Genomic DNA, 15,750 nt, shown 5'->3' with positions numbered 1-15,750 from the left:
ATGCGGTTAGCTTTTAAAAGCATTTGAGGCGTTAATTATGTGGATTGGTATCATTTCACTGTTTCCTGAAATGTTTAAAGCAATCACCGATTTTGGGGTAACAGGACGTGCAGTTAAACAAAACCTACTGCAAATTGAGTGTTGGAATCCTCGTGATTTTACATTCGATAAACATAAAACCGTAGATGACCGCCCTTATGGTGGTGGTCCGGGAATGTTAATGATGGTTCAGCCTTTGCGTGATGCAATTCATGTAGCTAAAGAGGCTGCCAAAGCAGTAGATGGTGTGGAGGCTAAAGTAATTTACCTTTCACCACAAGGACGTAAGCTCGATCAAGCCGGCGTGCAAACGTTAGCTTCAAATCAGAAACTGATTTTAATCTGTGGACGGTATGAAGGGGTTGATGAGCGATTGATTCAAACTGAAGTTGATGAAGAATGGTCAATCGGAGATTACGTGTTGACAGGAGGAGAGCTGCCTGCAATGACATTAATTGATGCGGTTGCAAGGTTTGTTCCCGGGGTATTAGGCAAGCAAGCTTCGGCGTTAGAAGATTCTTTTGCTGAGGGATTATTGGATTGTCCACATTATACCCGCCCTGAAGTGTTAGACGGTATGCCTGTCCCAGAAGTACTGATGTCTGGACATCACGAACAAATTCGCAAATGGCGGTTACAACAATCGCTCGAGAGAACGTGGTTAAGACGCCCTGAGCTATTGGATAGCCTAGCTCTGACTGACGAACAGAGAGTGTTGTTGAGTCAAATTAAGAAACAACACAAAATCAGTTAATTCTAGGATTTAGAAGGTTTTTAAAATGAGTAACATCATCAAACAACTTGAACAAGAACAGTTAAAACAAAATTTACCTAGCTTCCGTCCGGGTGACACATTAGAAGTTAAGGTATGGGTAGTAGAAGGTAGTAAAAAACGTTTGCAAGCGTTCGAAGGCGTGGTTATTGCAATTCGTAACCGTGGCTTGCACTCTGCATTCACACTACGTAAAGTTTCAAACGGCGTAGGCGTTGAACGTGTATTCCAAACTCACTCACCGGTAATCGACACTATTACAGTTAAACGTAAAGGTGCGGTACGTAAAGCTAAACTTTACTACTTACGTGAGCGTTCAGGTAAATCTGCACGTATCAAAGAGCGTCTCGGCAACTAATTGGTTGCAAAGCAGCTTAGATGATATGCATAAAAGCCTTGGGTCTTCCCAAGGCTTTTTTCTTACTGAATACTTAATGTAAGCGGTCATTTTTCCACATTTTTTTGCAAATAGCGCGCTTCAAATTTAGTTCGATGGCGTTCAATTACTTCACTCATTGAGATGCCGTATTTATCCGCAAGTACAAATAAATTGTCCATTACATCGCCTAGTTCTTCAATCAGATTATCCCGCTTTTGTTGTTGAGATTCTTCCGTTTCATCCGGGCGTTCACGCCCGATTTCTATTGCTCTTACCGCACAGGCAACTTCGCCAACCTCTTCGGTAAGATAGGTGATTCGCATAAAGGGATTACGCTCATACCAACCTTGTTGTTGATAAAACTGCCGAACCCACTGTTGATATTGCTCTATTTGCATTTTATGTTTCCTTAAAAATGAATAAGCGGTTACATTTGCAAATTTTTTTGTAAATATAACCGCTTGTTGTCTGCTCTTTTTTATTCCGCTTCAGAGAGAATAATCCAACCGCTATCTAACCAATCACAGATAGTATCAAGCATTAGCTCTAATTCTGCCTGATCTAGCACTTTAGAGGCAAGCTTATTCCAGGAAATTGAATCACCATTAGCAATACGAATTAATAATGCCATTTCAGCTTCGTTGAGTTCATCAATCCATTCGCCATTTACATAAAGGCGCTGTGGATTCTCAGTGTAGAGAATTTTTACGTTTGCATCTTGTTGTAACCAACCGCCTTCTTCCAGTACTTGCTGGACTTCGTCCGGATAATATTCGTTATCAGTTTGCAGTAGTTCATAACGGCGAGTACTTGCTGCTGTTGCGACGCTATAGGTAAATATATCATCAAACTGCTCAGAGTTTTGTAGCAAATCAATAAGTTGATGTTTAAACTCTTTAACCATTTTAGGATCTAATAAGGCATTCGGTTGCTCATTTGGGCTTAAGCGGAATGGGAGATGAAACTCTGCAGTGTTGATAATTTCAGATTGTTGCTCAATTGTCTTGCAGATATTTTCCAATAAATCTGTCGCATTTGGATAACGTAACCCAAAGGAGAAGGTAAGCCCTTGGTCGCTTTCTGATACGCCATAATGAGCCATACGAGAAGGAACATAGAGTACATCACCCGGATTCATGACTTCATCTAGCACTAACTCACCCATATCATCAAAGATTCGGATAGGCTGGTTTGGTTTAAATTCTGTGCTGGGATCGCACCATTTGCCTAGCTGCCAACGGCGTTGTCCATATCCTTGCACAAGGAAGACATCATATTCATCATAATGCTTGCCGACTGTTCCCCCTAATGGTGAGCAAGAAACCATAATATCATCTCGCTGCCATTGCGGAATAAAGCCAAAGGCTTGCCATAATTCGCCTAATTCAGGTGACCATTGTTCAAGATTTTGCACCATAATAGACCATTGTTCCGGTAATTTTTGGAGATCTTCCTCTGCAAGTGGGCTACTTTTAACAGACCATTTATCATTCTTACATTGAATTAAGCGAGCAGTAACTTCCTCTTCCAATGCTAGTTCCATAATATCTTCCGGCTCAAATAGACCGACAATTTGCGGTAAACCATTACGGATAAGTAATGGGCGTTTTTGCCAATATTCTCGTAAAAATGTTTCGGGACTGATGTTTTCAGGTAAGCAGAATGGAATGTTCATAGATGCTCCTTGTGATGGTTTTATTTTGTTAATTTGCTATTCTACCTGAGAAATGCCTTGGAGCCGTAAACATTTTTTGAATTTAGTAATATAGTTCAAATGTTTGAGGCAAAAAATATAAAAAAGGCGAACATTTTGTTCGCCTTAGTCTGAAATAGATTATTTTAATCCAAGTTTCTTCTCAAGATAGTGAATATTAGTGCCACCTTTACGGAATTCTTTATCTGAAAGAATCTGTTTGTGTAAAGGAATATTGGTTTTGATTCCGTCTACAATCGTTTCAGATAATGCATTTTCCATACGGCTAATGGCAATGTTGCGATCTTCCGCAAAAGTGATTAATTTACCGATCATTGAGTCGTAGTGTGGTGGTACGCTATAACCTGAGTAAATATGTGAATCCCAACGAACACCTAAACCGCCTGGCACGTGTAAACGTGTAATTTTACCCGGTGAAGGTAAGAATGTATTAGGATCTTCCGCATTGATACGACACTCAATTGCATGACCTTTTACTTTAATATCTTCTTGCTTGATAGAAAGTGGTAGACCTGCAGCTACACGTAATTGTTCTTTTACTAAATCTACACCGGTAATCATTTCTGTAACCGGGTGCTCTACTTGTAAGCGAGTATTCATTTCAATAAAATAGAACTCGCCGTTTTCGTATAAGAACTCAAAGGTACCGGCCCCACGATAGCCAATTTCTTTACAAGCGTTTGCACAACGTTCGCCGATAAACTGACGCAATTCTGGTGTGATGCCCGGAGCTGGTGCTTCTTCTACCACTTTTTGGTGGCGGCGTTGCATTGAGCAATCACGTTCTGCCAAATAAACTGCATTGCCGTGAGTGTCGGCTAACACTTGGATCTCGATATGACGTGGATTTTCCAAATATTTTTCCATATAAACCATATCGTTATTGAATGCTGCTTTAGCTTCAGCCTTAGTCATTGCGATAGATTCTTCTAAATCTTTCTCTTGATGAACCACACGCATACCACGACCGCCACCGCCTCCTGAGGCTTTAATAATCACAGGGTAGCCGATACGTTTTGCAATTTCTTTATTTTTCTTCGGATCATTGCCGACAGGGCCATCAGAACCCGGTACACAAGGTACACCGGCTTTTTTCATCGCATTAATTGCAGACACTTTATCGCCCATTAAGCGGATAACATCTGCAGTTGGACCGATAAAAACAAAGCCTGATTTTTCAACTTGTTCTGCAAAATTAGCATTTTCAGATAAGAAACCATAGCCAGGGTGGATAGCATCGGCATTAGTTACTTCTGCTGCAGCAATAATCATCGGGATATTTAAGTAACTTTTTACAGATGGTGCAGGCCCGATACATACCGTTTCGTCAGCCAGTAACACATGTTTTAATTCACGGTCTGCAGTTGAGTGGACGGCAACCGTTTTAATACCTAATTCTTTACAGGCACGTAATATTCGTAAGGCAATTTCGCCACGGTTTGCAATAACAACTTTTTCTAACATTGGGAGATTCCCTTGAAATGAATTGGTTGGATATCTGCCCTTATTTCAATAAATAAGGGCAGAAAGCGGAGATTATTCGATGATGAATAATTTTTGGTCAAACTCTACCGGTTCACCATCATTAATTAAAATTTCTTTTACCACACCGGCTTTGTCTGATTCAATGCGGTTCATCATTTTCATCGCTTCAACGATACATAATGCATCACCGATTTTTACTGTTTGTCCAACTTCAACAAACGGTTTGGCATCCGGGCTTGGGCTACGATAGAAAGTACCTACCATTGGAGAACGTACAGCATGACCGCTAATTTCAGCTTTCGGTTCTGCAGCCGGAGTTGCTGCAGGTGCAGCAGCTTGAGCAACAGGTGCAGGGGCAACCACAGGTGCCGCCGCATATTGAATTGCAGCAGGTGCAGCTGCAGGCGCAGCACGGCTAATGCGTACAGTGCCTTCTTCTTCAGATACCTCTAATTCGGTAATGCCTGACTCTTCAACTAATTCAATAAGTTTTTTGATTTTGCGAATATCCATAATAAGATTCCGTATGTGATTAAAATAAAAATAGAACCCTGCATTTTATCTTAAATAATGAAATGCAGAGCTAAAAATTCTGTGCGTAGAATACCTGAATTTCGCGAATTTTGCGAATAAAATCTGAGAAATTTAGCGAAAATGGACGATTTTTGCATTCATCGTACCAGTTGGATGGCATAATAAATTTGAAAAGAGCAAGCGGTTAAAAATGGCAAAATTTTTGCGAAAAATAACCGCTTGTAGAGGTTATCTAAGTAGTTCTTCGTTTTTCTTGTGATTCCACTTGCTACCAGGTTTATCGATATATTGGAAATATTCGTTGGTGAATGTTCCTTGGGCACAGGTCACTTTATCTCTGCGATAATTAACAGATTTATCGCCGATGGCTTTATTTAGGGTTTCTGGGCCTGTCATCTCAAAAACGCCGCCTTCAATACGACGGTTTTCTATATTACTGATAATAAGCTCTAGCGTATCTCTTAAAATCCAGTTGTTTTTTTCACTTGCTAAGAAAAAGTTGGTATATCTATCACGGCGTTTAATTAATACTTCGCTGTCATGTTCATTGATAATTTGTGATAGCGGGTAAACAAGATGACCATCAATATCAATATAAATTCCACCTTCTTTCAATAAGGTGAAAATTCGCCAGAAATCTGCCTGTGCTGCGCCATCGGTAAGTTTGCTGTAGGCGTTAAAGGTGCGTTCATCCGCATTTGATTTAATATAAGCTTCGCGTGCTTCAGTACTGATATAGCGATAATCATAACTTAATGACATCAGACGATTAAACAAATAATTAGCATACATTGGTAATGTGACTTTATTTGAATAGTTAGTTTGCCAAATCGTTTTAGTAATTTTAGTTTGTTTGCTTGATTTTATTTTTGCCGGGCTATACTCAGGAATCGTAAATCGCTTTTGAGGGAATAAAGCATGGAATGGGTAGCTTGAGATTTTTACGATATTTCCAAGTAATCGGAAAAGACCATTACAGAGTATGATAAATTTTTCGTGTTTAACTGCCATTTTGTGACCTTATTTTATTTTTTTAATTGCGAAATAGCAAAATCCAAGGCATATTCATAGCCTTTAATCCCTAAGCCACAGATAACACCTTTGGCAACATCACTTAAATAAGAGTGATGGCGGAAAGGTTCACGAGCGTGGACGTTGGAAAGATGCACTTCGATAAATGGAATTGATACCGACAACAAGGCATCACGAATCGCAACGCTGGTGTGAGTAAATGCTCCAGGGTTGATAATAATAAAATCAGTATTTTGAAATGCTTGGTGAATACGGTTAATTAACGGTTCTTCACCGTTAGCTTGAAAACAAGCCAGCTCAACACCTTGAGCGGTCGCCAGTTGTTGTAGATGGTTTTCAATATCGGATAGGGTTTGCGAACCATAAATTTCAGGTTCACGTTTACCTAACATATTTAAATTAGGTCCGTTAAGAAGGAGGATTTTTTTCATTTTTATGTCCTTACAAGCGGTAAAAAAATCCCTCACTTTTGCAAAGTGAGGGAGGATTTATTACTCTTCGATAGAGCGTAGTAAGTCGTTTAAGCCCACTTTGCTAAGTGTTTTTTCATCCACTTTTTTCACGATCACCGCACAGTAAAGGTTGTGTGAACCGTCTTTTGATGGTAGAGAACCTGAAACCACCACCGAGCCTGCCGGTACACGGCCGTAGTAAACTTCGCCGGTTTCACGATCGTAGATTTTGGTGGATTGACCGATAAACACACCCATTGAGATCACGCAGTTATCTTCAACGATCACGCCTTCTACGATTTCAGAACGAGCGCCGATAAAGCAGTTATCGCCGATAATCGTTGGGTTTGCTTGCAGTGGCTCTAACACGCCACCAATGCCTACGCCGCCTGATAAGTGTACGTTTTTACCGATTTGTGCGCATGAACCGACTGTTACCCACGTATCCACCATCGTACCTTCGCCAACGTATGCACCGATGTTTACGAATGATGGCATTAACACCACGTTTTTCTCGATGTGTGAACCTTTACGCACCACGGCACCCGGTACGGCACGAATACCATCCTCTTTGAACTGCTCTTCAGTGTAGTTGCCGTATTTGGTTGGCACTTTGTCGTAGAATTTGGTTTCTGCACCGTCAATGATTTGGTTGTCTGCGATACGGAATGAAAGCAATACCGCTTTTTTCACCCACTGGTTTACGACCCATTCACCATCTTTTTTCTCGGCAACACGCAGAGAACCGTTATCTAAACCTTCAATAACTTGCTCAATAGCGGTTTTAGTTTCTGCGTCAACAGTTTTAGGTGTGATATCCGCACGACGTTCAAATGCGGCTTCAATAATTGTTTGCAAAGACATTGTTGTGTTCCTTAAATAGCTTAAATTAAAAGATAAATTCGGCTCACTTTTTAACATAGAAAGGCTTTTATTTCCACTAGAAAAAACATATTGCAGAAATTTAGTTTATAATTCAATCCATTCATTTTTCTGATACAAGCGGTCATTTTTGTGGAAAAAATTGCAGATATCTTAACGGGCAAAACCCGTGAGCATTTAGTGCCTTTGCCTAATGCCCTTTCAGATAAACATAGCCTTCAGCCTGAAGTAGTTGAAGCATTTTTGGCATTGCAACAGGCAGCAAAAGAGGCTGGTTTTAATCTTCAACCTGCCAGTACTTTCCGGGATTTTGAACGACAAAAGCTGATTTGGAACGCGAAATTTAATGGCGAACGTAAAGTCCATGATGATAATGGCAGCGCAATTGAAATAGCGGTGTTATCAGACATTGAAAAATGCAAAGCAATGTTGCGATGGTCTGCGGTGCCGGGGGCGAGCCGTCATCACTGGGGAACAGAAATTGATATTTTTGACCCGGATTTATTGCCGGAAAATACTCCGTTATTACTTGAACCTTGGGAATATTTAGAGGGCGGCTATTTTGCTGAATTGACCAAGTGGTTACACGCTAATGCGGCAAGATTTGGCTTTTATTTCCCATTTGACGGCACACACACACGTGTGGGCTTTGAACCGTGGCATATTAGCTATCGCCCGATTTCCGCAGAATATGAAAGGTTATTTACCGATGAAATCCTTAAAGTGGCGTGGCAAGATGAGGATGTAGCAGGAAAAGAATGTTTGCTTGCCAATTTTGATGAGTTATTAAAATGATCCAATTAATTAACGAAACGGATAATCAAGACAAATTCCAGCAAATTTGTGATAAATGGCAACTTGTTCATCAAGCTGACAGCACTCTTGCCTTGGTATTAACTGAGGAACGTCTGGAATTACGCAAGTTAGATGAGCCGAAATTAGGGGCGATAGCGGTTAATTTTGTTGATGGCACAATGGCTCACCGCCGTAAATTTGGTGGAGGGAGAGGTGAAGCGGTTGCCAAGGCTGTTGGTATTAAAGGAGATTATCTGCCAACTGTGATTGATGCCACGGCAGGTTTAGGAAGAGATGCTTTTGTGCTGGCGGCTGTGGGCTGTAAAGTATTATTGGTGGAGCGAAATCCGGTGGTTGCAGCATTATTGGAAGATGGCTTAAACCGAGCCTACCAAGATGCGGAAATTGGCAGTTTTATGCAAGAATGTATGATTTTGGCGGATGTTCGCAACATCTCGCAGCTTGATCTGAAGATTCAAGCCGCAGATGTTGTTTATTTGGATCCGATGTATCCTCATAAACAAAAAAGTGCTTTGGTGAAAAAAGAGATGCGGGTGTTTCAGTATTTAGTCGGAGCGGATTTAGATTCCGATGATTTTTTCCTACCGGCAAAAGCATTGGCAAAAAAACGAGTGGTGGTAAAACGTCCGGATTATGCTCCGTTTTTGGCGGATCAAAAACCGGATTTCTCACACACAACGAAAAATCATCGTTTTGATGTTTATCTTTCTCATATATAAAAGCGAATAATTTGGATCTTTTTGGTTGATTTTTACAAAACTTTAAGGGTTAAAGTAATAGAGAAGATAGGCAAGCGGTTATTTTTACAGTAAAATTTGCAAATTAGTTTATTTTTTAATTGATGGAAGGCGGTTATTGTGCCACAACGTGATTATATTGCTCGTTCAAATGAGAAAAAGAGCAAAAAAACAAAAAAAGAGAGTAATGTGAAAAAAATCTTAATGCTGATTATCGGCTTGATTTTATTATGTGGCATCGGCTTATGGTTTTTAAAAGCAAATGCACCAACGCCTACTTTGCCGGCTACGACAACTCAGCCGAACACTCAGCAATCGAAAAGCGAGTTGCCGAGCCGTCCGGAAGAAACTTGGACCTATATTCGTGATTTAGAAACCAGAACAGTAATTACGGATAATAGCCAAACTTCACAAGAGCGTTTGGCTCAATTAACGTCTCAGCAAAAGCAACAAATTGAAGAAAGACGCCAGCAGGAAGAGGCTCGTTTAGCACAGCAGGCTCAAACGACTGAAGCAGCTTCAACCAATGTGACAAACGGCACGGAAACAGTGCCAACTACAGAAGCATTAACTGAAGAGGAGTTAGCTGCGAAAAAGGCGGAGCAAGAATTACTGGCTCAAAAACAAGCAGAAGAAAAACGCAAGCAAGCTGAATTGAAAAAACAGCAAGAAGCTAAGAAAGCAGAGCAAGCTAAGTTAGCGGAAGAAAAAGCGAAGCAGCAACCAGCTAAAATCGTCGCCGCTGCAGCAACTCCGGCGGACAAGGCTGCAAATCAGGCGGGTAAATTTGGATTACAATGCGGTGCTTTTAAAAATAAGGCTCAAGCTGAAAATATGCAAGCACGACTTGCTATGGCAGGATTTCATGCGAGAATTGCAACTAGTGCAGATTGGAACCGTGTTTTTGTGGGGCCTGTGGGCGACAGAGCTGCAACATCAAGAGCACAATCTAACGCGCGAAGCGTAGCAGAGTGTGTGATTGTCGCCATGTAAGATAAGGGGAGGGTTAATATAATTGACCCTCCTTTATTTTTAGATGCCGGATAAGCTGTCCGAAAAATAAAGCGAGATAAATATTATTTTATCTCGCTTTGTTATTTATCGCACTGCTAATTAACAATTAACGTACGTTAAATTCAATACGGCGGTTTTTAGTACGGCCTTCCTCAGTGCTATTATCTGCAATAGGATTTTCTTGGCCGTAACCTACAGCGATTAATGCTTCTGCAGGAACGCCTTGCTTGATTAAGTAATCACGTAATGCATTTGCACGTTGTTCCGATAATTTTTGGTTAGCTGCTGCATCACCTACATTATCAGTATAGCCTGCAACTTCACCTGTGCGTTTGTTTTCAATAATGTACTGTGCTAACGCATTTAATCGGCGGAAGTAACGCGGTTTAATTTCTGATGAACCTGTTGCAAAGCTAATGTCTAAATCTAATTTAGATAAAGACATATCTGAAATCACTTCTGCCTCCGGTTCTGCTACTGCAACTTTATCTGCATTAACGGCAAATACGCTACCTAATAATGCTTTTGCTTTTTCTACTAAGCTTGTTTTAGCCTCCACGCTTGATACTTCACCGATTAAGTTAAATACTTTATCCGCAAAAGCACCGTTTACACCCGGGAAATCTTTAAATAAGTTTGCTAAGCCGGCAAAATCAGTAAAGCTAAATTGATCAGCTTTAGCATCAACTACTAATTTATCCACTAAAGGTAAACCCGCGGCTAATCCTTTGAATGCATCTAAGATATTTGTTTTGATGCTTTCATTTTGCACTGTACCCGATACAGTTAAATCTTTATCGGTTTTTAACCACGCTAAATCACCTAAACCTTCCGACACTTTTGTTGATTCGCCCGCTGTTGTAGTAGCAGTTTGAGCTGCCGGTGTGGCGGTTGAAGTTGTATTGGCTTTTTCTGTGCAGCTTTTAATTCCAAATAATGCTGCTAAAAGTACACCACCACCGATTAACCATTTGCTTAAATTGGTAGAGGATTTTGCGGCTTGTTCTGTACTTCCGGAGACCGTATGTTTAACGGCTGCACCAGTTGCTGCTGCCGTGGTCCCGAATTTGGTAACATGGCTTAATACGTTGTCAAATGATTTATTTGCAAAACCTAAAGCACCTAATGCACTGCTATCTAGGTACGGAGAAAGAGATCTGGTTTGCTCACTTAATAAGTTTGCGAAACCACTTAAACCTAGACCATTTGCGATTTTTCCTTTAAAGAAAGAAAATACTAATGGCAATAACATACCTAAGATGCCTTTTGCTGCCATCGGAGAAGTATTCGTGCTATTTGCAAGATGATTAGCAACAGTATCGGTACGCTCACCAAATAGGTTCGGTAAAATACTTTTCCCTAGCTCTAATAAGTTGCCTGCGTTGATATCTGCTTCACCTGTTAGCATATCTAACGGATTAGTGTGAATATTGGTGTTTTTGATTAAGTCAAATAAGCCACCGATTCCTTCGGTACTGCTTGCTTTTTGTGTCATACCACCTAATATCATGGCTAAACCTTTATTTAATAGGCTGCTACCATCTTCATTTGTTACACCAAGTTGTTTAGTAACTTGGTTAAGGACTAAATCACGTACAGGGCCTTGTAGTAATTGATTTAAATCGAAATTCATGTTGTTTTCCTTGTTAGGAGTTAAAAGGGAAAGTATGCAGATAACTTCGCTAAATTCTGCGTGGCGATTATACCTTTAATTTTTTCCTTTTAAGCAACGAGCCCTCATACTTTTAAAACCTTTACATATCAGGTCCTAATGTAAAAAAGATAAAATTTGGGAACTAAATGCCGATAGCATATTTCAAGGCTAGCTTTTTGATCGGCGTGATTTTTTCGGCTAATACTAAACTTAAATTACGGGCTATTTTAAGCGGCAGAAGCTCGGTTTTGAATGCTTTATAAAAGAGATCCATCCCTGTTTGCATCAACAGATTATCTGGCTTACGTATTTTTTCGTAGCGTTTTAACACAGCTTCATCTGCAAAATTTTCACCTTTTTTAACCGCTTGTTCAAAAATTTCGAGTAAGGTTTTCACATCCTTAAAGCCTAAATTCACGCCTTGTCCTGCAAGTGGATTGATGGTGTGGGCAGCATCACCTACTAATACTACGCCATTTTGTACATAATGTCGGGCGTGTTGGCGTGTGAGAGGAAATGAGCCTGAGGACTGTACTTTAATCTGCCCAAGCTCGCTAGTTAAGCGGTTAGGGAAGTGCTTCTGAATTTCAAGCGTGAGTTTTTCCGGTGAAAGAGAGTTTAAATACTTAATTTGTTGCGGTGAATCATACCAAACAATGCAGCCGTTTTGATTGGAGAGTGGTAGGAAAGCTCTCGGACCGGAAGGTAAAAATTGTTGCCAGGTGGTAGAAGGAGAATGTTTTTCGCTGGTAATAGTTGCAAGTAAGCAGTGTTGACGATATTGCCAGCTGGTGAGTCCAATGCCTGCCCACTGGCGAACTTTAGAATTTGCTCCGTCTGCGGCAATGATAATCGGTGCAGAAAAGATTTTATCATCGACAGTCACAAGCCAACGATTATTTTCTCTTTTTGCAAAAATTTGTTCAAATTCGACCGCTTGTTGATAGTTTGGATATGTGTTGAGTTGTTCCCATAAAGCAAGCTGAATGAGGTTATTTTCTACCATATCCCCCAATTTTTCCAAACCTAGCTCAGAAGCAGAAAAAGCAGCGTTAAAACCCTCAATTTCCCAAGTTTCCAAAGTGGTATAAGGGCAGCTTCTAAGTGCCGAAATTTGTGTCCATACGCCTAATTTTTCTAACAGTTGAATGGAGCCTTGACTGATGGCAGAAATACGTAAGTCATAAGCTGAATCGGGTATGAAAGTGGGGAGTGTATTTTTTTCAATCAAAGCTAAGTTAAAGCCCTGCTGTGCCAGTCCTAACGCAGTGGAAGCCCCTACCATGCCACCACCGATTACAATCATATCTAATTCAGTTTTCATGTCTTGCTCCTGTGTTGAGGGTAAAATATACCACAGAGAGAGCTTGAATTGTATTGAATTTGAGATTAGGATAAATCTGAATTTATCAGATAAAAGGAGTATTTTATGGCTTGTAAAACACATGCAAACCACGAGCATGAGCACGGTGAGGGCTGCGGTCATACAGCAATTAGACATAACGATCATGTAGATTATTTGCATGATGGTCATTTACACCATAAACATGGTGATCACTATGATGAACATGTGTTAGATGTAAATGAACAGAACCCGATAGTGTGTAATCATGCTCATGACTGTGGAGACCATATCCATGGTGAAGGCTGCGGACATGAGGCTGTGCCGCATGGTGATCATATTGATTACATTGTAAATGGTCGTTTACACCACCAACATGGCGATCACTGCGATGATCACGGTCCGGTTGAAATTGTAAAATAGTCTTAAAAAGCCGATTGTTAATCGGCTTTTTCAATTTTAAAATTATTTTTGCGATCTCGATCGAAAATTTAAATATTGTTTCTACCATCATTTTCTCTTTCCTCTTATCCTCCCGTTATCTATTTCTTGCTTTTTAAACTATATGACTTTAGCTATTGTTTACAGCCGTGCTTCTATCGGTGTAGAAGCCCCTCTTGTGACTATTGAGGTGCATATCAGTAATGGTCAGCCAAGATTAACTATTGTAGGCTTACCGGAAGCTACTGTTAAAGAAGCCGGTGATCGGGTTCGTAGTGCTTTAATCAATGCAAATTTTATCTATCCACCACAAAGGATTACGATTAACCTTGCGCCTGCTGATTTGCCAAAAGAAGGGGGGAGGTTTGATTTGCCGATTGCTATCGGTATTTTGGCGGCTTCCGGGCAGATAGATTCAGATTTGCTTAAACAGTTTGAATTTTTAGGCGAGCTCGCTTTAACCGGGCATTTGCGAGGTGTTCACGGTACCATACCTGCGGTTATTTCTGCTGATAAAGTAAAGCGCCAAATAATTTTAGCTAAGCAAAATGCGAATGAGGCAGCTCTGGTGTCAAATGCAACGACTTACTGTGCTGGATCATTGCTGGATGTAGTAAATATGTTAAATAAGCGCGATAAATTGCCTATTTGTCAGCAAATTTCGCAAAATTCTGCTGAAAATAGACCGCTTGTAAACCGAGATTTAACCGATATTATCGGGCAACAACATGCCAAAAGAGCCTTAACCATTGCAGCGGCAGGGCAACATAATTTATTGTTTCTTGGGCCTCCCGGAACAGGCAAGACGATGTTAGCAAGCCGTTTGGCAGATCTATTACCGGAAATGTCGGATGAAGAAGCGATAGAGACGGCTTCTGTCACCAGTCTGGTACAAAATGAGCTAAATTTTCATAACTGGAAGCAGAGGCCTTTTCGAGCTCCCCACCATAGTGCTTCAATGGTTGCGTTAGTGGGTGGAGGAACGATCCCCAAACCGGGTGAGATTTCACTTGCCCACAATGGCATTCTGTTTTTAGATGAATTGCCCGAGTTTGAACGCAAAGTGCTTGATGCTCTACGCCAGCCACTAGAGGCAGGTGAAATTGTGATTTCCAGAGCCAATGCTAAGGTGCAATTTCCGGCTCGCTTTCAACTTATTGCGGCGATGAATCCAAGCCCTACAGGGCATTATCAAGGAACTCATAATCGAACTTCTCCACAGCAGGTAATACGATATTTAAATCGCCTTTCAGGTCCGTTTTTAGATCGCTTCGACCTCTCGATTGAAGTGCCGCTATTACCTCAAGGGGCGTTGCAAAGTGGCTCGGAGAATAGGGGTGAAACCACAGAACAGGTCCGCAAGCGGGTGTTTTTAGCAAGAAAAATGCAGTTTCAGCGAGCAGGAAAAATTAATTCACAGCTCACCACCCGAGAAATTGAGCGAGATTGCAAGTTATCCTCACAAGATGCACTATTTTTAGAATCGGCTCTGACAAAATTAGGCTTATCGGTACGGGCTTATCATCGAATTTTAAAAGTATCACGTACCATTGCTGATTTAGCCGGTGAGGAGCAGATTCAGCAGATTCATCTGGCAGAAGCCTTAGGTTATCGGGCGATGGATAGATTATTGCAGCGGTTGCAAGGAGAGAATTAGTTTATTGGTTATTTATAAACGCTATCAATTTTTCGACAAATTCCTGTGGGTTGGCTCGGTGTGTATTATGTCCCACATTTGAAATAATTTGCGTTGGGATCTGGTGTGTTTCAGCCATTTGGCGGAATTTTTGATCTTTTTCTCCAATAAAAAACACGATATTTTTGTTCGTTTGGTTTAGCTGCTTGGCGTAGTTTGGCTGTTTCGCAAGGCTGGTTGCTTCAAGCATATTGGCAATTTGTATACCTTGATTATGCTTTCGGCTAGCAATATAAGTCGCTCGGTCCGATTCAGTTAAATCAGCAAAAACAGGTTGTTGATACCAATCTTGTAGCACATTTTCTATAGGTTCTTGACGAAAACGGTTCGCCCATCTGCAGTCATTTTGCCAACGAGTTTGGCTATTAGCCTCAGAGTCTAAGCCGATATTTGTCCCTTCTAAAATTGTACCAACTAAGTTTGGATTGTCTATGTTTAACATGTAATCTAAGGCTGCTCGTCCACCTAAAGAATAGCCAACTAAATAGAAGGGCTCTGAGCCTATTACCGTTTCAAACGTTGTGTGCAATTGAGTACGTAGCTCGGCAAAATCGGTGCAATTTATTTGTTCGCTTAAGCCGTGAAAAGGGAGGTCGATAGTAAGCGGTCGAATTTCAGTAAAATTTTGCAAATGCGAAAGTAGGGCTTGCCAGTCTTGTTGAGAGCCGAGTAAGCCGTGTAAAAATACTACAGGAGTTCCGAATTCTGCGTGCCATTGAAATGAGAGCATAGTATTGAAAATAAGGGCGCAAGTTACGCCC

At 40.8% G+C, this 15,750-nt stretch carries 17 protein-coding genes; 7 read left to right on the top strand and 10 right to left on the bottom strand.

From position 1 onward, the window contains the following. Positions 1-37: 37 nt before the first annotated feature. Positions 38-793, top strand: coding sequence for a tRNA (guanosine(37)-N1)-methyltransferase TrmD (gene trmD / locus A4G16_RS09225; RefSeq protein WP_165889623.1), 756 nt, complete (start codon positions 38-40; stop codon positions 791-793). Between the two features lie 25 nt (positions 794-818). Further along, positions 819-1,169, top strand: coding sequence for a 50S ribosomal protein L19 (rplS, locus tag A4G16_RS09220; protein ID WP_027073869.1), 351 nt, complete (start codon positions 819-821; stop codon positions 1,167-1,169). 86 nt (positions 1,170-1,255) lie between these two features. Here the strand turns inward: rplS and A4G16_RS09215 are convergent, their stop codons facing one another. From A4G16_RS09215 to dapD, 7 genes are all read right to left on the bottom strand, one after another. Further along, a complete protein-coding gene (locus A4G16_RS09215) occupies positions 1,256-1,588 on the bottom strand; it encodes a MazG nucleotide pyrophosphohydrolase domain-containing protein (protein WP_165889622.1) in 333 nt (110 codons plus the stop codon). 80 nt (positions 1,589-1,668) lie between these two features. Further along, positions 1,669-2,865 (bottom strand): cupin domain-containing protein, encoded by a 1,197-nt coding sequence (locus tag A4G16_RS09210; protein ID WP_165889621.1) that lies wholly within the window; start codon positions 2,863-2,865, stop codon positions 1,669-1,671. Between the two features lie 159 nt (positions 2,866-3,024). Next, a complete protein-coding gene (gene accC / locus A4G16_RS09205; RefSeq protein WP_165889620.1) occupies positions 3,025-4,368 on the bottom strand; it encodes an acetyl-CoA carboxylase biotin carboxylase subunit in 1,344 nt (447 codons plus the stop codon). A gap of 72 nt (positions 4,369-4,440) precedes the next feature. Next, a complete protein-coding gene (gene accB / locus A4G16_RS09200) occupies positions 4,441-4,902 on the bottom strand; it encodes an acetyl-CoA carboxylase biotin carboxyl carrier protein (RefSeq protein ID WP_042802543.1) in 462 nt (153 codons plus the stop codon). 249 nt (positions 4,903-5,151) lie between these two features. Further along, positions 5,152-5,934, bottom strand: coding sequence for a glycosyltransferase family 32 protein (locus A4G16_RS09195; protein ID WP_165889619.1), 783 nt, complete (start codon positions 5,932-5,934; stop codon positions 5,152-5,154). Between the two features lie 14 nt (positions 5,935-5,948). Next, positions 5,949-6,386: a type II 3-dehydroquinate dehydratase gene (aroQ, locus tag A4G16_RS09190; protein WP_165889618.1), complete on the bottom strand. Its 438-nt coding sequence runs from the start codon at positions 6,384-6,386 to the stop codon at positions 5,949-5,951. A gap of 60 nt (positions 6,387-6,446) precedes the next feature. Next, the gene (gene dapD / locus A4G16_RS09185) at positions 6,447-7,271 is read right to left on the bottom strand and encodes a 2,3,4,5-tetrahydropyridine-2,6-dicarboxylate N-succinyltransferase (protein WP_165889617.1); all 825 of its coding nucleotides are present in this window, start codon (positions 7,269-7,271) and stop codon (positions 6,447-6,449) included. Between the two features lie 129 nt (positions 7,272-7,400). Between dapD and A4G16_RS09180 the strand changes: the two genes are divergently transcribed. From A4G16_RS09180 to ftsN, 3 genes are all read left to right on the top strand, one after another. Then, the gene (locus A4G16_RS09180) at positions 7,401-8,084 is read left to right on the top strand and encodes a M15 family metallopeptidase (protein ID WP_207951362.1); all 684 of its coding nucleotides are present in this window, start codon (positions 7,401-7,403) and stop codon (positions 8,082-8,084) included. Continuing rightward, complete coding sequence (locus A4G16_RS09175; RefSeq protein ID WP_165889615.1) at positions 8,081-8,824, top strand: class I SAM-dependent methyltransferase; 744 nt, start codon at positions 8,081-8,083, stop codon at positions 8,822-8,824. Before A4G16_RS09180 ends, A4G16_RS09175 begins: the two co-directional genes overlap by 4 nt. A gap of 138 nt (positions 8,825-8,962) precedes the next feature. Further along, complete coding sequence (gene ftsN / locus A4G16_RS09170; RefSeq protein ID WP_165889614.1) at positions 8,963-9,835, top strand: cell division protein FtsN; 873 nt, start codon at positions 8,963-8,965, stop codon at positions 9,833-9,835. A 127-nt stretch (positions 9,836-9,962) separates the two neighbouring features. Here the strand turns inward: ftsN and A4G16_RS09165 are convergent, their stop codons facing one another. Next, positions 9,963-11,489: an OmpA family protein gene (locus A4G16_RS09165; protein WP_165889613.1), complete on the bottom strand. Its 1,527-nt coding sequence runs from the start codon at positions 11,487-11,489 to the stop codon at positions 9,963-9,965. A 163-nt stretch (positions 11,490-11,652) separates the two neighbouring features. Next, positions 11,653-12,834 (bottom strand): FAD-dependent oxidoreductase, encoded by a 1,182-nt coding sequence (locus A4G16_RS09160; RefSeq protein ID WP_165889612.1) that lies wholly within the window; start codon positions 12,832-12,834, stop codon positions 11,653-11,655. Between the two features lie 105 nt (positions 12,835-12,939). On the opposite strand from A4G16_RS09160, the gene A4G16_RS09155 reads away from it, so the two are divergent. Both A4G16_RS09155 and A4G16_RS09150 read left to right on the top strand, forming a co-directional pair. Continuing rightward, entirely contained in the window at positions 12,940-13,275 is a 336-nt protein-coding gene (locus A4G16_RS09155) for a hypothetical protein (RefSeq protein ID WP_165889611.1), read from the top strand. Between the two features lie 142 nt (positions 13,276-13,417). Then, positions 13,418-14,950, top strand: a complete 1,533-nt coding sequence (locus A4G16_RS09150) for a YifB family Mg chelatase-like AAA ATPase (RefSeq protein ID WP_165889610.1) — start codon at positions 13,418-13,420, stop codon at positions 14,948-14,950. A gap of 1 nt (position 14,951) precedes the next feature. Here the strand turns inward: A4G16_RS09150 and menH are convergent, their stop codons facing one another. Next, a complete protein-coding gene (menH, locus tag A4G16_RS09145) occupies positions 14,952-15,719 on the bottom strand; it encodes a 2-succinyl-6-hydroxy-2,4-cyclohexadiene-1-carboxylate synthase (RefSeq protein WP_165889609.1) in 768 nt (255 codons plus the stop codon). Between the last annotated feature and the right edge of the window lie 31 nt (positions 15,720-15,750).

Source organism: Mannheimia granulomatis, from assembly GCF_011455695.1.
Classification (GTDB): domain Bacteria; phylum Pseudomonadota; class Gammaproteobacteria; order Enterobacterales; family Pasteurellaceae; genus Mannheimia; species Mannheimia granulomatis_A.
This window is presented reverse-complemented; position numbering and strand designations above follow the sequence as displayed.